This window comes from Streptomyces sp. NPDC094448 (assembly GCF_044763775.1).
Taxonomy (GTDB): Bacteria; Actinomycetota; Actinomycetes; order Streptomycetales; family Streptomycetaceae; genus Streptomyces.
Genome location: NZ_JBIWGU010000016.1, coordinates 16380 through 40689 on the forward strand (window position 1 = coordinate 16380; position 24310 = coordinate 40689).

Sequence of the window (24310 nt, forward strand, 5' to 3'; positions counted from 1 at the left end):
GATGCTCCCAGTGTCTACCGCCGCGGGCCCGGTGGCCGCACGGGCAATGGAGTCGATTTCGAGGCCCGTCACCGCACACCGGTCGCACACGGAGCGTGACGGTATGGTCCTGCAGGCCGATTGCATCCTATCCAATGCGTACCCCCTGGCCCGACCGTGTTTTCGCGCCTCGGCCGGGGCGCCCCGAGCCTGGTCGCCGGGCCGGTGACCGCTCTCTCAGCCCGCACCCGGCTCCGGCGCCGCGGGCGCGTCGCCCAGGTCCGCGAGCTTCCGCTCCAGTACGGTCCGTTCCCGCCCGTTCCCGCAGAGTGCCACCGCCCGCTCCAGCTCCCCCCGCGCCTCCGCGAGCCGCCCCAGCCGGGTCAGCAACTCGCCCCGGACCGCGGGCAGCAGCCGGGAATGTGCCAGCGCGCCTCCCGCCACCAGCCCGTCCACGACGGCCAGCGCCTCGGCGGGGCCCCGTGCCATGGAGAGGGCGACCGCCCGGTTGAGGTCCACCACCGGTGAGGGCGCCAGACTGCCCAGGGCCTCGTACAGCAGGACGATCCGCTCCCAGTCGGTCGCCTCGACCGACGGGGCCACTGCATGGCATTCGGCGATCGCCGCCTGGAGCCCGTAGAAGCCCAGGCCCCGGCCCGACCGGGCGGCCCGGGCCAGTGCCGCGCGGCCGCGGCGGACGGCGGAGCGGTCCCAGCGGCCCCGGTCCTGCCGTTCGAGCAGCACCGGATCGCCGTCCGGTCCCACCCGGGCCGGGAAGCGTGCCGCGGTCAGTTCCAGCAGCGCGAGCAGCCCGTGGACCTCCGGCTCGTCCGGCACCAGCCGGCTCAGCACCCGGGCGAGCCGCTGCGCCTCACTCGCCAGGTCGAGCCGGAGCACCGCGTCGCCCGCACCGGCCGACGACCCCTCGGTGAAGATCAGATAGAGGACGTTCAGCACCGGGCCGAGCCGTTCCCGGCGCTCCCCGGCCGGCGGCACCGCGAACGGCACCCCCGAGGCCCGGAGCGTTTTCTTCGCCCGGGTGATCCGGGCCTGCACGGTGGCCGTCGGCACCAGGAAGACCCGGGCGATCTCGTCGCTGGTCAGCCCGCCCACCACCCGCAGTGTGAGGGCGACCCCCGCCTCCCGTGACAGCACGGGATGGCAGGAGACGAACATCAGCGCGAGCACATCGTCGTCGACCCGGTCCGGGTCCCAGAGCACGCCGTCGCCGTCCGGCAGCGGACCGGGCGGGCCGGCGCCGGTGACCGTGCCGCCCTCACCGAGCTCGTGCGCGAGGGCGGCGTACCGTTCGTCGAGCGCCCGCCGGCGGCGGAAGGCGTCGATCGCCCGCCGCCGCCCCACGGTCAGCAGCCACCCCGCCGGATGCCGCGGCACTCCGTCCCGCGGCCAGGTCACCAGCGCCTCGGCCAGTGCCTCCTGCGCGAGGTCCTCGGCCAGTGCGAAATCACCGGTCCAGCGCGCGAGCGCGCCGACGATTCGCGCCGATTCGATCCGCCAGACCGCGGCGACGGCGTCCCGGCCGGTGGGGTCGGCCATGGTGGTGCGCTCCGTTCAGCGGTGGGTCCTCAGAGCTGTCCGGTGGCCTCGCGCCACGTCCGCTCCTTGCGGATCCACTCGTTGTCCTGCGGGAACTCGTCGATGGAGGTGATCCGGCGGATCTCGGTCCTGAATCCCGCGCCGGTCACCGGTGAGCGCTTGGCCCACTCGACCGCCTCCTCCTTCGACGCCACATTGAGGATGTAGAAGCCGCCGAACAGCTCCTTCGTCTCCCCGTAGGGGCCGTCGGTGACCAGGGGAGGTTCGGTGGAGTAGTCGACCACGACGCCGTCCTCCGCGGAGTCGAGCCCCTCGGCGGCCACCAGCACCCCGGCGCGGATCATCTCGTCGTTGTACCGGCCGACGGTCGCCATGACCTCGTCGAAGTCGGCGTTCACCATCGTCGCCAAGGCCTCGTCGTCGGCCCGCATGATCAGCATGTACTTCATGGTCCCGCTCCCTGCGTCGTCGGGTCCGTGGTCCGGACCCGCTCATCCGTAGGTCGAACGGGGGCCGCCCCGGATCGACACGAGCGCCGCTCCACTTTTCCGGCCGACTGTAACCCCGGTACGGCACCCGGCCGGGCGCCGCGCCGGAGGGCGCCGCACCCGGCCGGGCCGGAACACGGCCCGCGGCCGCGGTACGGATCAGGGGGTGTGGAAAACGACCTCCGGGTTGGCGGCGGTCGGTCCGTTCAGCACCGGACGGGGCGCTCCCTTGAGGTGCCGGTCGAAGAAGGCCGCCGCGTAGGTGCGGTTGATCCGGGACATCCGGTCACCCGGCAGCGTGCCCGGCGCGCGGGGCGCCCCCAGCGCGTCGGTGAGGACCGGCAGATCGCTGAAGTCGCCGTGTTCGCTGCCCCGTACGGTCAGCCAGCGCTTCCAGCCGGACAGCTGCCGCCAGCCCTCGTCCCAGGATGTGTCACCGCTGCCGGGTGCGCTGTATCCGGCGCCCAGCAGCATGAACGGCCGCCCGTCCAGCCCGCCGGCCGGAATCGGGACGAAGAAGCTGCCGTCCATATTGATGCCCGCGTCCACGCGGGCGTCGGTCGCCATGGTGTGCGCGGCCGACGCGCCGCCGATGGAGTGACCCGCCATTCCGATCTTCCGGGCGTCGATCGTCCCGGAGTGCTTCCACACGGAACGCGGCCCGGTGAGCCGGTCGAGGAGGTACGAGACGTCCTTCGCCCGCTCCCTGGTGACATCCGCGTACGTGATCTCCCCGGTCTCGGATTTGACGCATGCCACGCACGGAAGCACGCCCCGGCCGGGGAACGCGCTGGCCGCGGACTCGTAGGCGTGGTCCACGGACGCCACCACATAGCCGCGGGAGGCCAGGTCCTCCGCGAGATGCGTCTGTGACGACCGGGGCGCTCCGAAGCCGGGCGAGAGCACGACCAGCGGGAACTTCCCGTGCACCGGCCGGGCCTCCTGCCGCGCCCAGGACCGGGCGGCCGCCAGTGCCCCCTCGCTGCCGGGCGGAATCGCCTCCGGCCCCAGGTGCCCGGCCAGGGCCCGCGCCTCGTCGGGCGTCACATACGGCCGGGCGCCGCCGCCCGTCCCGGCGGCGGCCGGATAGTGCAGGGTCGCCAGGGTCTGCCGGGCCCCCGCCTCCGGCAGCCACGGGTCGGGCCGCCCGGACTCCGTCAGATGCAGCGTCGACACGCCGACGGCGTGCGGACCGGCCGGCCGGGGCAGTTCCACCCTCCGGTCGGCCGCCTCTCGCGCCACCGGGGCGGATGCGGTCACGGGCGCCGCCGCGGCGGTCTGTACGAGGGGGAGTGTCACGGCCAGGGCGAGCAGTGCGGCCACGGGGCCGCGTCGGTTCGAGATCATGCTTGGGACGGTAGGCCGGTGACCCCCTCTTGATCATCGTCTCCGGGGCCGGACCCCGTACCCCGCGGGTCCCATTCCCGCCGCGCATCCCATCCGACCTGCGAGCGACCGGATTCGGCCGCCCGGATGACAACGCGAACCACCGGGAACCCGTCTGCGGCCGTCCGGCGACCCCCGCTGGGGCTCCGAATGCGACAACTCGCGCGAATCGTGCAGGCATTGACGTCGCATCACCTCCTCCCGGGGCACGGACCGCGGGCAGGGAGGCAACCCGGAGCGGACCCCACCCGGTTCCCCCTCTGCGGGAGCAGCCCTTCCGTACGAGATCCGACGAGCGCCCGGGCACGCGAGCGCCCGGACCGTCCTGTCCCCACCCCGGAAAGCAGCAAGAGCCGCCATGAACCCGACACCCGATTCCCCGCGTAGCCGCCGCGCCGCCTTCTTCCTCGGCGCCGCGGCCCTGCTCTCCGCCTGCTCGGCGGAGGAGAAGAGCCGCTCCGGCGACCGGAATCCGCCCGGCCCCGGAGCTGCGGCACCGGACGCCCCGCCGTCGCCCGCGGTTGCGGCCGTGGACCGGCGCCCGGCGGAGATACCCGGCCTCGGCCCCCGTACCGGAGCGACCATCGGCGCCCGTACCCGCCAGGCCCTCGTGGTCATCGGCGAATCCGCCGATTCGAACGTCTGCCGCGCCGTCCTCTACGAACGCCACCCCACCCTCGGCTGGCGCCCCGCCTCCGCCGTCTGGCCCGCCCGCAACGGCCACCGCGGCTGGAGCGGCCACCATGTGCAGGGCGATCTGCGCAGCCCCATCGGCACGTTCACGCTCACCGACGCAGGGGGGCGGCTGGCCGACCCCGGCACCGAACTCCCGTACCACCGCGACCCGATCTACACCCTCGGCGGGCGGAACTTCGAGGGCGAGCCCAAGGCCGGTGCCTTCGACTACGTCGTCGCCGTCGACTACAACCGCTACCCGGGCCGCACCCCCTCGGACTGGGGACGCCCCCTCGGCACCCGCCGGGGCGGCGGCATCTGGGTCCACATCGGCCACGGCGGCGGCACCGAGGGCTGCGTCGGTCTGCCGCGCGACCGGATGAAGGAGCTGCTGCGCGCCCTGCGCCGCGCCGCCCGGCCGGTGATCGTGATGGGCCCCGCCGACGCCCTGGCCCGCTGAGCCGCGGGCCTGCGCCCGGCCGGGGTCCGCCGAACGCCGCACCCGCGCCGTCAGCGCCGGACCAGCAGATGCCTCGGACCGCGCAGCACGGGGCTCCGCCGGTACGGCGGTGGGTCGACGACCGGGTGGGCGTCCTCCCCGAGGCGGGCCAGCAGCGCGGTCAGCGCGATCCTGGCCTCCACCCGGGCCAGTGGCGCCCCGAAGCAGCTGTGGACACCGCTGCCGAAGCCCAGGTGCTGATTGTCCCGGCGGGCCGGGTCGAACCGGTCGGGCTCGGCGAACCGCAGCGGATCGCGGTTGGCCGCGGCCAGGACCAGGATCAGCGGCGCTCCCCGGGGCACGGTCACCCCCGCCACCTCGATATCGGTCAGCGGACTGCGCTGGGGGAGGAGTTGCACCGGCGGCTCGTACCGCAGCAGTTCCTCCACCGCCGACGGCATCAGCCCGGGGTCGTTCCGCAACCGGGCCGCCGCCTCGGGATGCCGCATCAGCGTCAGCGCCCCGTTGGTGATGAGATTGACGGTCGTTTCGTGCCCGGCGATCAGCAGCAGTACGGCGGTGGACTTCAGCTCCTCGTGGCTGAACGCCCCCTCCGGACCGGGATCGCCGACCAGCGCGGACAGCAGATCGTCCGACGGGTGGTCGCGCCGGGACGCGGCGAGATCGCCCAGGTAGCCCGCCATCTCGCGGGAGGCTTCCCGGCCGCGGCGCCGTTTGGCCGCGGGATCCTCGTCCGGGGCGAAGTCCAGGCTCGCGATCATGATGTCGGTCCACTGCCGGAGCTGCCCCATGTCCCCGGACGGGATGCCCAGCAGCCGCCCGATCACCGTGACGGGCAGCGGATAGGCGAAGTCGTCGACGAGATCGACCTCTTCCCGGCCGTCGAAGCCGTCGATCAGCTCCTGGGCGATCCGGGCGATATCGCCCTGGAGCGCGTCGATCCGGCCGGGCGAGTGGGGCGGCCCGAACGGACGCATCGCGATCCCGCGGAGCCGTTCGTGCTCGGGGTCGTCGAGTCCGATGAAAGCGGGAACCATACCGGCCGCTTCCTCCCTCAGCAGCTCCTCGTCCGCGTCGGCGCGGCTGAGCGCATTGGAGCTGATCCGCGGATCGTGGAGCAGCTGCACGACTTCGTCGTAGGTGCCCACGAGGTACGAGCCGTCCTCCTGGCGCGCCGTACCGTGCTCACGGAGTTCGGTGTAGAGCGGATAGGGGTCCGCGCGCGCGGAGTAGTCGGTGATACGCCGGAACAGGGTTTCGCTCGACATGGCAGGCTCCTCGTTCAGTCCGCCCGGACCACGGTGATATGCCGGTCCGGATGGTGCCCGGTGAGGGCGACCGTCGGGCCGTGGGACAGCAGACGCGGATCGGGTACGTCGGAGGGCACGGGCACCGGTTCCCCGCGCCGGTCGGCGGCGTCCGGCGGAGGCGGAAAGGGCGCCGCGGTCTCGATCATGCGCAGATAGTGCTCCAGCCATTTGGCCCGGTTGACGGCGACCGCCGCCGTGACCCGTCCCCGGTATCCGTAGACCGCGACCATCCGGCCCTCCTCGGGCGACCCCTGGGCGATCACGACCCGGTCGGAGTACGTCGGCACCCCGACCGATTTGATGTTCAGACCGAACTGGGCCGACCAGAAAGCGGGCACCGTCAGATGGGGCCGGCGCCGCGGCCCCGGGCTGACCATGTTGTGCGCCGCCACCTCCGCCTGGGCGACGGCGTTGCCCCAGTGCTCCAGCGACAGCATCTGGTATCCGAACAGCGGATGCGGGAACCGTGCCACATCACCGGCGACGAACACGTCGTCCGTGACGATGCCGTACATATCGAAGGCCCGGCAGCCCGCGTCGCAGGCCACACCCCTCGGGCCGGCCGCCAGACCGGAGCCGTCGAGCCACTCGGTGTTCCGTACCGCGCCCAGACAGACCACGGCGACGTCCGCCGTGATCCGGGAGCCGTCGGACAGCCGGGCACCGCTGAGCCTGCCGCGGTCTCCCTCCAGCGCGGTGACGGTCACCCCGCAGCGGAGGTCGACGCCGTGGGCCCGCTGCACCTCGGCGGCGAAGGTCCCCAGCACCCCGCCCAGGGCGCCGACCAAGGGGGCGGGACCCCGCTCCACGACGGTGACGGCGAGACCGCGCTCCCGGCAGGCGGAGGCGATCTCGGATCCGGTGAACCCGGCCCCGATCACCAGCACCCGGCGGGGCCCGGCGTCCAGCCGCGCCACGAGCCCCGCGGCGTCCTGCGCGGTCCGCAGGGTCAGCACCCCGTCGAGCGCCGCCTCCTCGGGGACCGGCCAGGGGCGGGCGCGGGTCCCGGTCGCGATCAGCAGCCGGTCGTAGGGCAGCCGGGCGCCGTCGGCGAGCAGCACCTGCCGGTGCAGGGGATCCACTCCTGCGGCCCGGACCCCGAGCCGCCACTCCGCGTCGACCGGCCGGCGTGCGGGCAGCCCCGCGTCATGGGCCGCGGCCTCACCGAGGAGCACCTGTTTGGAGAGCGGAGGACGGTCGTACGGGAACTCCGCCTCCTCCCCGACGAGCGTGAGCTGCCCGTCGAAACCGGTGTCCCGCAGCGCCTCGGCGGCCCGCAGTCCGGCGAGGGAGGCGCCGACGACGACCACGCGCCGTACGGAGCCGTCGATCCGGGGCAGCGGGCGCTCAGTCGACATCCGCACCCGCCGCGGGCCCGGCGGCGATCGCCTGCACCGGACAGGCTGCGACCGCCCGCCCGACCCGTTCCCGCTGGTCGTCGGGGACCCGGGGGCGGTAGCCGAGCGCCTCGTCACCGCGGAGGAAGAAGACCTCCGGGGCGAGGAAGGCGCACTGGGCGTACCCCTGGCACCGGTTCAGATCCACCACGATCCGCATTCCGCCTCCGACCCGCCGCTCGCACCGCACCGTCTTCCGTCCTACGCGCTGCCGGGGCGGCCCGCAGCCGGAGCGGGACGTGCGGGTGACACCGGGACGGAACCGGGGCCGGGACGGATTCCCCGCCCCGGCCCCCGACGGCTCAGCCCAGCAGCTTCGCCAGCTGGGCGTTCACCACCTCCTCCGGCACTTCAACCGTGCCCTTGCCGGGCTTTGTGCCCGTCGTCGGCGCGGCCGTGAACCAGCCAACCCGGCTGCCCTTGCGGACCACCACCACCTGCACCGGAGCCGTCGCCCCGGCGGTACCGGCCATCGCGGTGAACGCCATGGCCTGGTCGGTGCCCGGCGGTGCCAGTGCCCTGGTCACCGCGGCGACCTCCCGTGTCGTCCCCTTCACCGTGAAGGTGAACCCGGCCGCGCAGGCCTCTGCGGCCGCGCTCACCTCCTCCAGGGCCGCGACGGCGCCGCCGTCGCCGTCGTAGGAGGCGACCGTCAGCAGCGTCGTGATGCCTTTCCCGGCGGCTCGCCGGGACTCGGTCGCCCGGGGCTTCCCGGCTGCGGTGCCCGCGACGGCGTACGCCAGGGCCGCGCACTTCCGCGGCTCCGGTCGCACGTCCGCGGGCGCGATCCGCTCGGCCGACGCCGGTTCGCCGACGGTGTACCCGGCGACCTTCACGTCGCCGATGGCGAGTGCGGACGGCGCACCGGCTGCCTCGGGACTGGGCTGAGCGGCCACCCTGAAATCACCGTCCCCGCCGCCTCCGCTGCCCGTACAGCCGGTCAGGAGTGCGACGGCCAGCAGGACACCTGCCCCGGCCCGTATCCCCGGCCGCATCAGCCGATGGCCTTCGTCAGGGTCCAGCCGCTGCCGATCACCGTCTTGGGCGGGCCGGAACCGGTCGCGGTGGTCGAGTAGAAACGGACTACGCCGGTGGAGTCGACCGCCCACATATCGGGCGTTCCGTTGCCGCTGGCGTCGGGGGTGCCCATCAGCAGCCGGATGTTCGCGCCGGTCCAGCCCGTGCCGTACTCGGCGTCCATCCCGGTCTGGGAGGCAGTGGCACTGCCCAGTGAGGCCAGGTCCGTACCGGTCGCGCCGCCGGTGGCGGCCTTGCCGCGGCGCAGTTGCAGCTTGCCGCTGTCGAAGGACCGGTACACCAGATCCGCCGGACCGTCGCCGTTGACGTCGCCGACGTTCACCAGATCGCGGTTGGTCCAGCCCGTGGCGCTGAGCTGGGTGGCCTTCTCGAACCGGGCGCCCGAGTAACCGGTGAACACCCACAGCGCGTCGCCTGCCGTGACGAACAACTCCGGCTGCTTGTCGCCGGAGATGCTGCCGACCGCCAGGATCTGGCTGAACGTCGACGGGGCGGGGGCGTTCGACGGCAGCTGGAGGGGTATGCGCTCGTTGATGTCGACGCTGCCGTAGCCGTCACCGGGATACAGGTACAGCTTTCCGTCGGGCATCCGGGCGACCAGGTCCGTCACCCCGTCGGCGGGTGCGAAGTCGCCGTTGTGAGTGATGAGAGCGGGCTCTCCGGTGCTGCTCATCCAGTACGTGGCGTACTCGGGCGTCCTCTCCAGTGGGGTGCCGGCGTCATGGGCGGCGGCCAGTGACGAGTGCAGCTCGCCCTCCCGGTTGTGCACGCCCGGCCGGTCGGACGGGTAGAGCCGCAGGTCGCCGTCCCCGTCGATGGCGTAGAGGTCCGGCTGGACATCGCCGGTGACATCGCCTGGTGCGTCGGACTTGTCCCTGGGCGTGACGTAGAAGAGGTACTTCGCAGGGGTGACCGAGACGTTGTTCGCCTGGTCGACCGCCTTGACGTACAGGACGTTGGGGCCTGCCGTGGGAGGCAGCCGGGCCGGTTCGAAGCCGACCTCGACTCCGGTGACCGGGTCCCTGCCGAGGGCATCGCCTACGTCGACCCTCAGATCGTAGGTCTCGCTGTTGAAGGAGTACCGGTACTCCTTGACTTTGTCATCGGTCGCCGCCGGCCGGAAGCGGAACTTGCCCGGGGTGCCGTAGGGGTTTCTGCTCCAGACCGTGCCCGCGTCATCCGCCGGAAAGTCACCGGTCGGGGAGTCCACCTTGGGCGAACCGGGTGCCCGGGAGTCGAAGACGAAGGTGCACGGCGCCGTACCGGGCGGCCCGTAGGTCGAGTAGGAACCCATATCGTCCTTGGCCCGTACGGCCCAGTGGTAGGTCCTGCCGTTGACGAGATGGGAGTTGTTCGCCAGGACCGTGACGCTCTGACTCCCGTCGGCGTGGACCGGGACCTCGGTGTCCACGAATTTGGTGCTGCTGCCGCTCTGCCAGATCTCGAAGTCGAGATGAGACAGGTTCTTGTCGGCATCGGAACTCTTCGCGGAGAACACCAGGTCGCTCTTGCCGACATGAGGGTGGGGTTCCTTGACCGAGCAGCCGCCGCCCGGGCTCATCCGCAGGTTCACCGGCTCGGTCGGCTTCCGGTTGTAGATCATGTGCAGGGTCGGGGAGGAGGTTCCCTCGGCGTTGAACTTCTTCCAGTGGTAGGAACCGTCGGTGGTCCTCGCCTCGCTGGCCGCCCGCAACTCGATGGTCAGCGACTTCTTGCCGTCGTCGACCACGTTCTGAGCCGTCGGCTCGGCGTTGAACTCCACGTCCTTGTCGGGGCAGGAGGAGCTCCGCCAGCCGTGGGCGAACGTCTTGGAACCGATACGAGGGCCCTCGCTCGGCTTGTTCCGCCAGGTGGTGTCCGCGGAGATCTCGCCCGCCTGGAAGACATGCATCTCCTTCGCCTGGCAGGACCAGGAGTAGGTGTTGCGCAGCCTGAGACGGGCCTCCTTGACGTCCGCGCCCTGGAGGTTGCTCTCCCAGCCCAGCCGGAAGAAGGACCGGGACGCGCCCATCGTGTCGGACTCCCAGCCCACCCGCGCCTCCGTCGTGCCGGAGTTGAAGTTCCGGCCGTCCCAGAAGCTCGAATCGGGAAAGGTGGAGTAGTTCGTGGTCCAGGCCTTGTTCTTCCCGTTCGCGGACGGGTCGACGAAGACGGGCCATACGGTGTCCTTCGCGGTGAGCATCGCCCGGTCGGGCACCATGCGCAGCACACCGCTGGAGGTACCGGCGCCCTGGAAGGAACCGGTCAGAACCGCTGTCTTGCCACCGGACTGCGGCCCCGCCAGACCCTGCAGCGCGAAGGCGCCCCGGGCGTCTTCCGGCGGTGCAGCGGGAGACCCGGCCTCGACGGTGCTCCGGCCGCCCGAGTCCCACATGAAAGGCGTCGGGGAGACCGCGATGTCCTCCCCGGCCCTGTTCTTCCCCACCACCACCTGGGTACGGGGATGATGGTGGAACGTCAGATCCGGTGAGCTGTAGCGATACGAGAGGGCCGCCAGTCCCGGATGCGCCGCGGCCTTCGCACTGTGCACGACCAGGACGTGGGAGTATCCCGAGTCCCGGGCGGTGAGCATCAGGTCCACTCCGTCGAAGACCCCGCGGTAGAGCGCCGTTGCCCCGCTCACCTCCGGTTCGGGGAGCTTCCCGGGCCAGCCGACGGTCATCCGGTGGCCCCCCGAGGTGAGGGTGACCAGGTCGGTGTACCCGTCCTTCGGCGTGGGGGAACCGGTGTGGAAGACCACCGAGTCGGCCGCCGCCTTGGGCCGCCAGCCGCCCTTCGTACGCTCCAGCGCGGTGTCGACGGGTTTCCACACTCCGTCCACCCGGGCCCGGACCGGCGCCGCGTGGGAGGTCAGTTCGAAGGTGCGGTCCGGCCGCGCATAGGTCGTGGAGTTGGTGGTGCGCAGGGTGGCGACCTCGACCTTGCGGCCGGTCCTCACAGCCTCGCGCTGCGCGAGGTTCTCATCGAGGGGCGCGGCAGCCCGCGCCGGTACCGGTGGTCTCTTCTGCGGTTCGGACGAGTCCCCGTCGGGGACGAGCAGAACGGCGCCCAGGGCCGCGGCTACCAGGGCCGCGACCCCCGCCGTGGTGCGCCGGGGCAGGGCCCGGATGAAACGACGACGATCCACGGTGCTTGGATTCCCCTCCCTGGGCGTGACCGGAACCGGCCCGGTGCGGGGTGCGACGGGCGGTCCGGGTCGCGCGGGTCCGTATGTCTGTGTGAAGCCGTGTCACCGAGGGACCGTCCGGCACACAGCGCGCCGGAGGTGCCGCAGTGGCTCCCGGGCTCCGTTTCCGGTGAGACCCGAGCCGATTTCCGCCTGTATTGAATCCATGGTTCGCGGTCTCCGGCGACGTGGGTACGGCGATTCCTTTCGGCGCACCGGAGTTCCTTGACTGGCGAATGCAATACGGGACGGTCATGGCCGGTTCGGGAGCGGCAGCAGCATGGCCTATCACTCGGTGATCGGCCACATCGCCGGTGTCGGGTCTCGTAATTATGAAGAAATCCCGAAGCGATAGGGGAGTGCGGGGCGCATACATGCGACGGACCGCGGTCCGGTCGACTCGGTCCGGTCCATGACGACGGGGCCGCGAATATCGCGAACGGTGGCCTGCAACCTGGCGTTTCGGTGACCGTTTCACCCCTCTTGGGTGGTTGTTTCATCACTCGTAGTGATTGCAGGCTTCATATCGTGAATCACATTGAATTCTGCTGGTGTTGTCTGTGGCTCCGGATGCCCTCCTTCCGGTGTGACACATGTCGCATCGCGTTTGGTGATGCCGTTTGACGGTCCGTGAATTCGTCGCCGACGATTCCGCTCGACCAATTTCCCCTGGGCTCGGGTAGTTTCGCGGACCGTGCTTGTCCGCGGCGCGCCCCGGCTCTCGAACAACCATCTGGAGGGCTGCGGCCGTCGTGTGGAGATCCCTTTCATGGAGCGGTCGGGGGAGTCTCCCCGACTCGAAAGTGCAAAGACGCCGGCGCCTGAAACGGCGCGTCGGTGTCATCGGAATCCTGTCGGTGGCTCTGACCGTGGGCATGCTGCCGGGGGCGAACGCCGTTCCCCCGCCCACCCCGCGGTCGGGCGTCGACCTGCCCGAGGTGCCCGACCAGGTGCCCGTACCCGGTGAGGACGGCGGTGCCTTCGCCGATCTGACCACCGGTGCGGTCCCGATCGTCGACGACTACGAGGCGGAGAAGACCGCCGCCCCGCCGGCGGCTGCGGCGAGTCAGCCGGTCGCCGCGCTCGCCCCGGGGCAGACCGTCCCCGTGGGCACTACTCCGCTGGAGGTCGGCGCACCTCCGGCGGCGACTCCGGCCGAGGCGGCCGCCCTCCAGGGCAACTGGCAGGTGTCGATCGCCGACCAGACCACCCTGGCCGACCGGAACATCGAAGGCGTCGTCTTCACGGTCACCCCACCCGCCACGGCCACCGGGAAAGCGGTCGTGGGACTCGACTACACCCGATTCGCCGAACTGTACGGCGCCAACTGGGCCGACCGGCTCCAGTTGACCCTGTTTCCGTCCTGCTTCCTCACCACCCCCGACATCGAACCCTGTTCGGAACCGGTGGAGGTCGAGACCGAGAACACCGTCACCCCGGCGGCGACCGATGCCCCCGGGGACGGCAAGCTCGACGGCACCCGCCGGATCAAAACCACCCTGGACGTCGCGAGCCTGACCGATCCGGCGACTCCGCCCGCAGCGGCGAGGTCCGCTGCCGAGGCCGACCGGGCATCGTCGCGGAGAGCTTCCGGCGGCGCTGTGCACGCCGTCTACAGGGCCCCCGCCGAGGCACAGGGTGAGGCGCCCTTCGCCCGGCCCGCGTCCACCCGCTCGGCCTTCGCTCAGCAGGCCGCGGCCGCAGGCGCCGGTGTCCTCCTCGCCACCGCCGAGGGCGGCGGCGAGAAGGGCGACTTCTCCGCCACCCCGCTGCCCGGCGCCGGGGAGTGGACGGCCGGCACCAGCTCCGGAGGCTTCTCCTACAACTACAAGCTCCACGCCCCTTCCGTACCCGGCGGCCCTTCCCCGAACCTGGCCTTCGGCTACAGCTCCCAGGCCGTGGACGGCTCCACCTCGGTCACCAACAACCAGCCTTCGTGGATCGGCGACGGCTGGGACTACAACCCCGGTTCCATCACCCGCACCTACCGGTCCTGCCGCGAGGACACGGACGGCGGCAACAACACCCGTCGGAAGACCACCGACCTGTGCTGGGGCTCGTACAACGCGATCCTCACCCTCGGCGGCACCACCACCGAGCTCGTCCTCGACGATGCCGACAAGCTCAATCCGCACACCGCCGAGTGGGAAACTGCCAACGGCGACGGATCCCGGGTGCAACTGCTGAAGGACCCGGAGATCGCCAAGGACGGCGTCGCGCCCAGTGGTGACGACGACGGCGAGTACTGGAAGGTCACCACCCGGGACGGCACCCAGTACTTCTTCGGCCGTCACAAGCTGCCCGGCTGGACGGCGGGCAAGGAGACCACCGGCGCCGCCTTCGTCACCCCGGTCGCCGGCAATCAGCCCGATGAACCCTGCTACAACGCGACCTTCGCCAATTCCTTCTGCAGCCAGGCGTGGCGCTGGAACCTCGACTACGTCGTGGACACCAAGGGCAACGCCATGTCCCTCTGGTGGAACCAGGAGAACAACTACTACGCCAGAAACCTCAAGTTCAAACAGCCCGTGAAGTACGACCGCGGCGGCTGGCTGAAGCGGATCGACTACGGGCAGCACAAGGACCGCGTCTTCACCCAGGGCCCGATCGCCCGGGTGACCTTCGACGAGGCCGAACGCTGCTTCCGCGAGGAGGAGCTGACCTGCGATCCGGCGAACTTCACCTCCGGTGACTTCGACAAGAGCCGGATCTGGTACGACACCCCGGCCGACCTCTACTGCTCGGGTGCCGCCGGCAAGGAGTGCTTTGTCCCGCTGCCGACATTCTGGTCCCGCAAGCGGCTCGACTCGGTGACCACCTGGGCCCAGCGCACACCTGGTTCCACCGCGCTGTCCAAAGTCGACACCTGGGACCTCGACCAATCCCTGCCGGCCGAGAAGACCGACGAAGGCACCGCCCTCTGGCTGGACAAGATCACCCGCTACGGGCACGGCACGGACGGGAAGACCGCAAAGACCAACCCGGTCGAGTTCGTCGCCAACACCTCCCCGATGCCCAACCGGGTCAAGGGGGACAACGACTCCAGCCCGATGTACGACCGGCTGCGAGTCTCCAAGATCATCAATGAGTACGGCGGCGAGACTCATATCGCCTACCGGCAGCCGACCGGTGTCTGTCAGACCGGTGAGCGGCCGGGCGTGAACTTCCCCGCGCCCGAGGCGAATACCGGCCTCTGCTATCCGGTGTTCTGGGACCCCGATCCCCTGAACAACATGAAGAAGAAGGCCTGGTTCAACAAGTACGTCGTCGACCGGGTCACGGAGCTGTCGGGCATCCTCGGCACGCCCCCGGTTGCGACGGACTACCAGTACCTGGGCGGCGGCGCCTGGGCCCTCAACCAGGCCGAATTCTCCAAGAAGAAGGCCCGCACCTACGACCAGTGGCGCGGCTTCGAAACCGTCCGCACCATCAGCGGCGCCGACTCCCCGGACGCCTACCAGGGCAGTGAACGCTCCCAGACGGAGGCGCGCTTCTTCCGCGGCATGGACGGCGAGAAGCTGCCGAACGGGCAGACGCGCTCCGTCGTCATGAAGGACAGCAAGGGCCAGGACATCGCCCGCGACTCCTTCCCCTATCAGGGCCGGATCGCCGAAGCCCTCACCTACACCGAGGCGGGCGGCACGGTCGTGACCCGGGAGGTGGACACACCCCGGCACAAGGTGCTTGCCACCCGGGTGCGCGGTACCGGCCTCCCCGACCTCCACGCGTATCGCGTCCTGGAGGAGTCCAGTACGACGATCACCGCCTCGTCCGGGACCCGTACGGACACCAGTCCGCACACCGACGAAGATCCCCGCACCGAGCGGATCACCCGCACCACCACGGAGTACGAGAACACCTACGACCTCCCCGTCCAGGTGGAGTTCCACGGTGACACCGGCCGCCCCGGTGACGAGACCTGCTCCAGGCTGAGCTACGTCCACAGCACCGGGGCCCATCTCATCGGTCTCAGCAAGGAGGCGAAGACCACCACCGGGCTCTGCTCGGCGACGGGAGCCTCGGTGAAGACCGTGTCCGGCTCCCGGGTGACCTATGACGGCGTCGCCTTCGGCGGCGTCCCCGTCGACGGACTGGTCACCTCCGCCTGGCAGCCGACCCCGGACGGCGGTGGCTGGGAGACCACCCCCAGTTCCAAACTGACCTACGACTCCTACGGGCGGACCACGGCCACCACGGACGCCACGGGCAGCACCGAGACCACTACGTACACTCCTTCGGACGGCCAAGTACACATCGTCACAACGGAGAACGCGCTCGGCCACAAGTCGATCAGCGAAGTGGACCCCGGACGCGGTTCGGCCCTCAAGGAGACCGATACCAACACCCGTACCACCCGCTTCGAATACGACGCCCTGGGCCGGACGGTCAAGGCATACGCCCCCTCCCAGACCGGTAGCGAGGCGTCCGCGCTCTTCGAATACCACACCCCGCCGGGCAAGCCGCCCTTCGTGGTGTCCCGTGCCCTGACCGAGGAGGGCGGCTACGCGGAATCCGTCGTCTTCTACGACGGACTGGGCCGCGAACGGCAGAAGCAGGAACCCGCGGTCGGCAAGGGCCGTCTGGTCACCGACATCCTGTACAGCGCCAACGGCAGCATCCGCCGGACCAACAACGGCTACTACGCCACGGGCGAACCCCAGCGGCAGATGTACGAACCGGAGGACGCCTCCGACACCAAGATCCCGAACGCCACCCTGTACAAGTACGACGGACTGGGCCGGATCCTGGCGGAGACGCCGCACGAGGCGGGCGTGACCAGGCCGGAGAAGGCGAACCGGAACGAGTTCGGGCTCGACTACTCCATCTCCATCCCGCCCGCGGGCGCCGCCGCCCAGCGGGAGTGGAGCGACGCTCTCGGCCGCACCGTCCGGATGGACACCTTCACCGACCATGCCCGCACCGCCTGGCGCTCCACGGCGTACACCTTCGACAGCCGCGGAGACATGACCGCGGCCAAGGACCCCAAGGGCAACACCTGGTCCTGGAAGTTCGACGCTCTGGGCCGTCAGACCGAGGCCACCGACCCGGACGCCGGGACCAGCCTCACCGAGTACGACGTCGCGGGCCGGCCGATCCGGGCCCGGGACGGCCGGCAGAACTGGGTGCAGACGAAGTACGACGCCCTGTCGCGTCCGACGGAGGTCCTGCTCGAAAACGGCACCGGGCCCGCCACGCCGGTCCAGAAGACCGAGTACGACCAGATCCCCGGAGCCGTCGGACTGCCCTCCCGCTCCACCCGGTACACCGACAACAAGCCCTACACCGAGGAGGTCACCGGATACACCTCCGACTACCAGCCCACCGGCACGAAGCTGACCCTGCCGGCGGACATCGCGAGCAGACACGGTCTCCAGCAGACCTACAGCTACGGCTACGAGTACTCCGACCGCACGGGCCGGATGGACGCCGTCAGCCTGCCCGGCGTGGGCGCCCTGACCCCGGAGAAAGTCGTCACCCGGTACAACGAGGACGGGCTGCCGATCTCCACCTCCGGCAAGGAGTGGTACACCTCCGGAACGGTGTACAGCCCCTACGGCCAGGTGATGCGGACCGTCAGCGGTGAGAACCCGCACCGGGTGTGGAACACCAACTTCTACAACGAGAGCACCGGCGCGCTCGAACGGAGCGTCGTCGACCGGCAGTCCATCAGCGACACGACGACCGTCACGGGTCACCGGGTCAACGACCGGCAGTACGGCTACGACCTGTCGGGCAACATCACCTCCGTCCGGGACGCGTTCGGCAACGGCACCACCGAACAACAGTGCTTCAGCTACGACATCCTCGGCCAGCTCACCGAAGCCTGGACCGCGCCGGGCACCTGCACGGCGCCCGGCAAACAGAGCGCCGCGCCGGAGTACCCCGACGGCACCAAGAACGTGTCGGCGGCGAACGACGGCTACTGGCAGTCGTACCGCTACGACGAACTCGGCCAGCGCGACTCCCTGGTCAAGCACGACCCGGGACTCGACGGGACGAAGGATGTCACCACCCGCTACACCTACGGAAAGCCGGGCGGGGGCCAGCCCCACACCCTGACGAAGCTCCAGACGACGTCCAGGACCGCGGGCGGGGCGGAGATCACCAAGGAGGCCACCAGGACCTACGACGCGGGCGGCAACACCCTCACCCGTGCGGACGGAGCGGGATCGGAACAGGCCATCGCCTGGACCTGGGACGGCAAGGCGGAGAAGGTCACCGGCTTCGGCGAGAACGGCTCCGGCGCCTGGACCAGCACCGCGGGCCGCTGCCTGGACCTGGCGGGCGGCCGCACCGCGCCGAACACCGCGCTCCAGACGTACTCCTGCAACGAGACCAAGGCGCAGCGCTTCCGGATCGACCCGGCGTCGAAGACGACCCCGGACACCGGCACGCTGAAGGTCCTCGGCAAATGCGCGGTCCCGCAGAACAACGGAATCGCCGACGGCACCCCTGTCGTCATCGCGGACTGCACCGGCACCGCCGGACAGCAGTGGAAGACCGTGGCCGCCGGGAAGAAGCTCCAGCACGTCGATTCCGGAAAGTGCCTGACCGTACCGGGCACCGGAGCCCCGATCGGCACGGATCTCCAGCTCGCGGCCTGCGGCACGGCCGCTCAGGAGAACCAGTCCTGGACCCCGGCCGACGAGACCACCTACATCTACGGCCCCGGCGGCGACCGGCTGATGTCGGTGTCCTCCGGCACCACGAGCCTGTACCTGGGCGAGGCGAAGGTCACCACGTCCGGCGGGATCGAGTCCTCCGTCGAGCGTTACTACGCGCAGCCGGGCGCGCCGACCGTGATGCGGTATGTCAGCGCCGGGAACAGCGAATTGTCGGCCCAGATCACGGACCACAACGGAACGGCCGTCGCGAGCGTTGAGCTGGCGCCGGGCAACGCGGTCAAGTTCTCCAAGAAGGACCCGTTCGGGGCCGACCGCTCCGAACACCACGAATGGCGCTCCCAGCGGGACTACGTCGGTGGTGACGACGACGCCTCCACGGGCCTCGTCCATCTCGGCGCCCGCGAGTACGAGCCGGCGACCGGCCGTTTCCTCTCCCCGGACCCGCTGATCGACATCGCGGACCCGGTCCAGATGAACGGCTATGTCTACGGCGACAACAACCCCGTCACCTTCGCCGACCCGAGTGGTCTGATATCCGTGGCCCAGGGCGGCGGAAGCGGCGGCTACGACGGTGACCAGTACGGCGGACCGTCCTGGTCCGAGTACCAGGAAGCCCAGCGGATCATGGGCACGTCGCTGATGGACATCATCCTCTCCTCCGGCTGGGGCGTACTGAAGGAGTTCCTGGGCTGGAACGACGCCGTGGCCTGCGCGACCCGGGGCGACCTGTGGTCCTGCGCCAATCTGGCGCTGAGCGCGGTGGGCGGTCTCTTCGGCGTGGCCGCCAAGTTCAAGAAGATCGTGAGCGCGGTCAAGGCCATGATCTCGGCGGTCTCCGCCTGGAAGAAGGCCCAGGAAAGGGCCCGGAAGATCATCGAGGCGGCCAAGAAGGCGATGGAGGCCGCGAAGAAGGCGAAGGAGGCGAAGGCGCGGGCCAAGAAGGCCGCGCAGCTGGAGAAGCAGAGGGCCAGGGAAGCGGCCGTGAGAGCCGCCAAGAAGGACGCGCAGAAGACCGGTAACGCCGTCCAGAAGGCGAAAAAGGTCGAGGCCAAGAAGGCGGAGAAACCGGTGAGGTCGCCGGTCCAGCTGGCCAAGGCCCCGCCGAAGCGGTCCGGCGGCGGCAAGGGTGGTTCGGACGACGGAAACGGTGGAACCTGCCCCAACCCGGGCAACAGCTTCACCCCCGGCACACTCGTCCTGATGGCCGACGGCTCCACCAAGCCGATCGAAGAGGTCCGCACCGGCGACCGGGTCGTCGCGACGGACCCGGAGACGGGCGAGACCGCGGTCGAGAGGGTGACGGCGGAGATCACGGGCCGCGGTGAGAAGAACCTGGTCGACATCGTGATCGACACGGACGGCAGGAAGGGCTCGGCCACGGCCGAGATCACCGCGACGGACGGCCATCCGTTCTGGGTGCCGGAGTTGCGCGAGTGGATCGACGCGACGGACCTCTCGGCGGGCGACTGGCTCCGGACGGGCGCCGGCACGCTGGTCCAGATCGCGGCGGTCGAACGGTGGACGGCCCAGTCGACGGTCCACAACCTGACGGTTGAGGACCTGCATACGTATTACGTTGTCGCCGGTGCCGCGCCGGTCCTTGTACATAACTGTGGATACAAGTGGGCGCCGCCGGATGCTCCTACCGATGTCCTGGATTCTGAGGAGGCATGGAACCCGAGCCAGGGAATCCCCGTAATCGGGCGCCTTCCGGACACCAGCGTCGGCGGATCATGGCAAGGGCATAAAAAGCTGGAGGTCAACGGCAAGTGGTCGATGGCGAAGAACGACGCGTGGATTCAGACCATCATTGACCAAAAGGGCTCCGTCTATGTGGGATCCCCGACCATGGGTACGTACTGGAACGTCAAACGCCAGGAGCCGACCGTGTTCGCACGTGAGATTCAGCAGCTGCGTCAGGCCGGATACCGTTGGGAGGGAGATTACCTCGTTCCGTCCCGTGCATAGGATGATACTCACGAAGGGGGAGTTTTCATTGACAAGGCCGTCCGTTCTGATGGGGAAGAAATTCAACGGGTATCTGCGTGTCGGGATCCCGAGCGAGCAGGACGCTGTCGTCGATTTGGTGGTTGCCCATTTCATGGGCGCAACCGAGGCGTCCAGGGAGGAGGTCATGGAAGAGGTCACACCCTCAGCTGCGGCCGTCCTCTGTGTTTATGCCGAGCGCATGGCTGCTGTATCGGTAAGAGAGTCTTCCAGTGGTCCGCTGGAGCGCGGCATCGTGGCGATCGGCATGGCTTTGAGTCGACTTGAGGACCCCCGGGACAGTCTTTATCCTCTTGCCGCTTTGAACCATGCTTCCTCGGTGATCGGAAGCAGCTTGGGGCGGGTGATCGACAGTGTGACCGAGATTCTTCCCCGTAGCTCGAAAGCGGAGATCCGGGACTTTATGGAGCGGGATGAGCGTGACAAATCCCTCTCCAGTATGGGGCTTTGTGCTATGGGGGAGGGCGCTGCCTTCCGTTATGGGTCCGGCCCTACTGATCCGTCGTAACCTCCCTTCCCGGCTGATTCGGGATTGATCGCGCTTCGCATGAGGGGCCTCACTGGGAAACTGGTGGGGCCTCCGTGCGTACGGGGAGAACGAATCGGTCGCCGTCTCTATGCGAGAGTGGATTATTCGCATCATACGACTAAATCCGACATCTGTTTGGATCTGATAGGTATCAGGAAATTAACTCCATGAGAAGAATCGCCACGCCGCACCGCTCCTGTTGCGAGGAGGTGGACCATGCCGGATGTCGAGTACCCCGAGGACCGCTGGGTCCAGATCAACCTCACCACCGCGTACCCCCTCCCGCCCGCGCTCTACGGCGAAATCGCCGACCTGGCACAGGAGTTGCTCGACGGGCCCGCGGGCGAGTTCTTCTTCATGCACAAACCGCCCGGGCTCCGCCTCAGGTTCCAGGCGCGGCGGCTCGACGACGTATCCGGACTCCGGGAGCAACTGCTCGCATGCACAGGCCGGTTCGGATCCACCGTCGCCACCGTGTACGAGCCCGAGGCGTACCTCTTCGGCGGGGACGCCTCCATGCCCTATGTCCACCGGCTGTTCACCGCCGACGCCCTCGCCTGGCTGGACTGCCACCGGCAGGGCGCCACCCGGCAGCCGCTCGCGACCTGGCGGATCTCGCTGCTCCTGCTCCGCGAACTCCTCGACGGGCTCTCCATCGTGGGCTGGGAGGACCGCGGGGTCTGGGACGCCGTACGGACCGAGACCGGGCGGGCCCTGGAGCCCGGCCCCGGGGACAGCGGGCGGCTCCGGGCCGAACAGGGGATCCGGGAGTGGTGGGGGCGGCCCCGGGAGAGCGCCTTCGCCGCGCTGCCCGAGGAGTGGCGGCCCCGGATCGCCGCCCACGGCGAAGCCGTCCGCAGCGCCGCCGACGCCTGGCGGACCGGCTACTTCGAGGCCGGACAGGCGGTACGCGGACCCCGGCGCGCCGCCGCCTACGCCGTGATCTTCCACTGGAACCGCGCCGCGCTGCCCGCCGCCCGCCAGTGTCTGCTGACCGAGGCCCTCGCCTCCGACGGGGTGGTGTGACATGCCGGACCACAACAGCCCGCCGCTGCTCGGCAGCACCGCCCTCGTCCGGATCGCCGGGGTGCCGTGCGCCCTGTGGACCGCCGCGGGCAACCCCCGCCTCTCCGACCGGCTCGCCGACCACGCCGACGACGCCGACCGCAGGGCCGCGCGCGCCCGGCGGCTCGCCGTCGCCCTCGGCGAGATCGTGCCCGACCCCCGGCTGGCCGACGCCGAACGCCATGCCCTGCTCGCCCTGCGCAGGCGGCTGCACTCCGGCGCGGCACCCCGGCCGGGGGAGTGCGGGATGCTGACCCGGCTGCCCGCCGTGCCCTGGCCGCTGGCCCGCGAAGCCGGGGAGCTGCTCAGAGACGCCCGCGCCGCCGCCGCGGCCCGGTCCGCTCTCGAACGGGAAGTCGCCGGTGAGCGCGAGCGGGTGGGCGCGCTGGCCTGGCGGCTGCTGGACGAGAGCCCCGTGCTGCGCGCGTTCGTCGACACCGCGAGCCCCGGGCTGACCGCGGACATCGCCCGGATCCTCGCCGAAGGCGAAGGCTGGACCGGCAAGAGGCTGCGGAAGCGGTCCGGCTATCTGTGGCGGGCCGTCGCCCGGTCCGCAGTGAAGACGACACCCCGGGGCTGGGCCTGCCATATCGCCGCCGTACCCGTGGTGGACGGCCCCGCCGGCAGCAACGGACCGCCCGCCGCCCCCTCCGCCCGGCTCGCCGGAGACCACGGACCGGGCGCCACCCCCCTGCCGTTCGGCGCGTCCGCCCGGCTGCTGCCGCCCGGAGCGGCCGTCGGCGCGCTCGCCGCCACCGCCGCCGAGAACGTCCATCTGCTGCGGACCCGGCTCACCGCCGCCGACCCGTGGCAGACCGACCCGGCCACCCCCTTCGCGCCCGCCGCGCTCCATGTGACCGACCCCGAGGGGCGGCTCCGCTGCTACGGTGTCGACCCCGCCGACCCCGCCCGGACCCGGCAGGTCGCCGTCCGCCGCACCCCCGTACTCGACACCATCCTCGGCCTGCTCGCGGCGGGCCCCCGCACCCTCCCCGACCTCGAACGGGCCGTCGCCGGGCCCGCCGGAGCCCCCGCGCTCCACCGCCTCCTCGACCATCTCGTACGGCTCGGAGTGCTCCAGCCCTGCGCCGCGCCGCGCCGCCGCACCGGATCCTGGGTCCCCGCCCGCGACCTGCGCCGCCCCGGCACCCTGCCGCACCCCGCCCGCACGGGCCGGACGGACGACTGGTTCGTCGACTCCTACCGCACCCTGGACGCCACCGTCCCGGAAGCCGCCGCCGACCGGGTCCGGCACGCCCTGGGCGTCGCCGCCCGGGTGGACCGGCTCCGCCGCGCCGATCTGGCCGCCGCACCCGGCCACGGCGCCGCCGCCCGCGCGGCGGCCGACGCCATCGGCGAGGAGCCGCGCCCGCTCGGCGCCCTCCTCGCGGACCTGCTCGGCTCCGACGGATCACCCCCGGCCGCCCTCACCACCCTGTACCGCTACACCGGCTGGCACCCCGCCCACGACCCCGCCTCCGGCTACGCCCGCCTGCTGGCCCACCTCGACCGCCACCGCGACGACACCACGGTCGACATCGGCCACACCCTCCTCGACACCCTCGGCGCCCCGCCCGCCGCCGACTCCCTGCCGCCCTGGCCGCTGGACTGTCTGCTGCGCCCGCTGCCCGGCCCCGCCGGACCGGTCGCCGTCCTCGAAACCGCGTCCGCCGCCCATATCCTCGACGCCCGGTTCGCGGAGGCCCTGCACACCCTGCACGGCCCCCTCGAAACCACCGGCGGCTACCGCGCCTTCCTGGCCGCGGTGGAGCGCCGCAGCGGCACCCGCTTCGTCGAACTGCTGCTGCCCCCTGCGGGCGAGCGAGCCGCCAACGCCGTCCGACGGCCCGTCACCACCCGCTGGTGGACCGGCGACCCGAACCACGCCGCCTACTGCCCGCCCGGCGGCCCCCCGCAGCGCTACCTCCCCCTCGACCGCATCACCCTGCGCCGAACGCCCGGCGCCGGCCTCGTCGCCGAAGCGGACGGCGTCCGCCTCCTGCCCGTACACCACGCCACCCGCGTCCCCCTGCCCCCGTACGATCTGCTCGCCGGCCTGCTGCTCCGCGCGGGCCACCCCGCCGCCTCGACCGCCCTGCGGCTCGACGGATTCGCCGCCGCCTGCCCCGGCACACCCGAGACCGTCCGCACCCCGCGGCTCACCGCCGGCGGTGACCTCGTCATCGCCCCCGCGACCTGGCGGATCCCCCGGGACCGGTTCCGGCCCGCCCGGGACGGGGACTTCACCCGGGCCCGCGCCCTGGCCGCTCTGGCCCGCGCCGAGCAACTCCCGCGCTGCGTCCTGCTGCGGCCCTCCACCGGAGGCAAACCACTGCCCGTCGACCTGACGTCGCCCATCGCGCTCACCCTCGTCGAGCGGCTCTGCGCGACCGTACCGGGCGACGACCTGCTCTTCGAGGAGATGCTGCCCGAGCCCGACCGGCTCCCCCTGCGCGACGCGGCCCACCACGGCGCCGCCGTCGCCGGACAGCTCCTCCTCACCCTCGCCCCCACCAGGGACCCCGATGAGCTGGCCGCGCTCGCCGCCGCCGCGCTCACCCCAGGCGTTCCCGGTCCCCGCACTCCCTGTGCGACGGCCACCGGGACGGTCACCACCCCCTAGAAGA

Annotated in this window: 13 protein-coding genes; 5 read left to right on the forward strand and 8 right to left on the reverse strand. The window is 71.0% G+C overall.

Going from position 1 to position 24310, the window contains the following annotated elements; translation table 11 throughout:
• Positions 1-216: 216 nt before the first annotated feature.
• The 3 genes from ACIQ9E_RS26915 to ACIQ9E_RS26925 all read right to left on the reverse strand — a co-directional run bounded on the left by ACIQ9E_RS26915 (position 217) and on the right by ACIQ9E_RS26925 (position 3371).
• Positions 217-1536 carry an RNA polymerase sigma factor gene (locus tag ACIQ9E_RS26915; RefSeq protein ID WP_403711296.1) on the reverse strand — a complete coding sequence of 440 codons (1320 nt, stop codon included), beginning with the start codon at positions 1534-1536 and terminating at the stop codon, positions 217-219.
• Between the two features lie 29 nt (positions 1537-1565).
• Positions 1566-1985 carry a YciI family protein gene (locus ACIQ9E_RS26920; RefSeq protein WP_403711298.1) on the reverse strand — a complete coding sequence of 140 codons (420 nt, stop codon included), beginning with the start codon at positions 1983-1985 and terminating at the stop codon, positions 1566-1568.
• A gap of 198 nt (positions 1986-2183) precedes the next feature.
• Complete coding sequence (locus ACIQ9E_RS26925; RefSeq protein ID WP_403711300.1) at positions 2184-3371, reverse strand: alpha/beta hydrolase family protein; 1188 nt, start codon at positions 3369-3371, stop codon at positions 2184-2186.
• Between the two features lie 397 nt (positions 3372-3768).
• Between ACIQ9E_RS26925 and ACIQ9E_RS26930 the strand changes: the two genes are divergently transcribed.
• Positions 3769-4545, forward strand: a complete 777-nt coding sequence (locus ACIQ9E_RS26930) for a L,D-transpeptidase family protein (RefSeq protein ID WP_403711302.1) — start codon at positions 3769-3771, stop codon at positions 4543-4545.
• Between the two features lie 50 nt (positions 4546-4595).
• Here ACIQ9E_RS26930 and ACIQ9E_RS26935 read toward each other — a convergent pair whose 3' ends face one another.
• From ACIQ9E_RS26935 to ACIQ9E_RS26955, 5 genes are all read right to left on the reverse strand, one after another.
• Positions 4596-5813 carry a cytochrome P450 gene (locus ACIQ9E_RS26935; protein WP_403711304.1) on the reverse strand — a complete coding sequence of 406 codons (1218 nt, stop codon included), beginning with the start codon at positions 5811-5813 and terminating at the stop codon, positions 4596-4598.
• A gap of 14 nt (positions 5814-5827) precedes the next feature.
• Positions 5828-7213, reverse strand: a complete 1386-nt coding sequence (locus ACIQ9E_RS26940) for an NAD(P)/FAD-dependent oxidoreductase (RefSeq protein ID WP_403711306.1) — start codon at positions 7211-7213, stop codon at positions 5828-5830.
• Positions 7203-7412, reverse strand: coding sequence for a ferredoxin (locus ACIQ9E_RS26945; protein ID WP_006350661.1), 210 nt, complete (start codon positions 7410-7412; stop codon positions 7203-7205). The genes ACIQ9E_RS26940 and ACIQ9E_RS26945 overlap by 11 nt, the downstream gene beginning before the upstream one ends.
• A gap of 142 nt (positions 7413-7554) precedes the next feature.
• Entirely contained in the window at positions 7555-8247 is a 693-nt protein-coding gene (locus ACIQ9E_RS26950; protein ID WP_403711308.1) for a hypothetical protein, read from the reverse strand.
• Positions 8247-11417 carry an FG-GAP repeat domain-containing protein gene (locus ACIQ9E_RS26955; protein ID WP_403711310.1) on the reverse strand — a complete coding sequence of 1057 codons (3171 nt, stop codon included), beginning with the start codon at positions 11415-11417 and terminating at the stop codon, positions 8247-8249. Before ACIQ9E_RS26955 ends, ACIQ9E_RS26950 begins: the two co-directional genes overlap by 1 nt.
• An 896-nt stretch (positions 11418-12313) precedes the next feature.
• Here ACIQ9E_RS26955 and ACIQ9E_RS26960 point away from each other — a divergent pair.
• The 4 genes from ACIQ9E_RS26960 (at position 12314) to ACIQ9E_RS26975 (ending at position 24306) form a co-directional block, all read left to right on the forward strand.
• A complete protein-coding gene (locus ACIQ9E_RS26960) occupies positions 12314-20050 on the forward strand; it encodes a ricin-type beta-trefoil lectin domain protein (protein ID WP_403711312.1) in 7737 nt (2578 codons plus the stop codon).
• A 1-nt stretch (position 20051) separates the two neighbouring features.
• Complete coding sequence (locus tag ACIQ9E_RS26965; protein WP_403711314.1) at positions 20052-20597, forward strand: hypothetical protein; 546 nt, start codon at positions 20052-20054, stop codon at positions 20595-20597.
• A 237-nt stretch (positions 20598-20834) separates the two neighbouring features.
• Positions 20835-21644, forward strand: a complete 810-nt coding sequence (locus ACIQ9E_RS26970; RefSeq protein ID WP_403711316.1) for a thiopeptide-type bacteriocin biosynthesis protein — start codon at positions 20835-20837, stop codon at positions 21642-21644.
• Position 21645: 1 nt separating this feature from the next.
• The gene (locus ACIQ9E_RS26975; RefSeq protein WP_403711318.1) at positions 21646-24306 is read left to right on the forward strand and encodes a lantibiotic dehydratase; all 2661 of its coding nucleotides are present in this window, start codon (positions 21646-21648) and stop codon (positions 24304-24306) included.
• Positions 24307-24310: the final 4 nt, after the last annotated feature.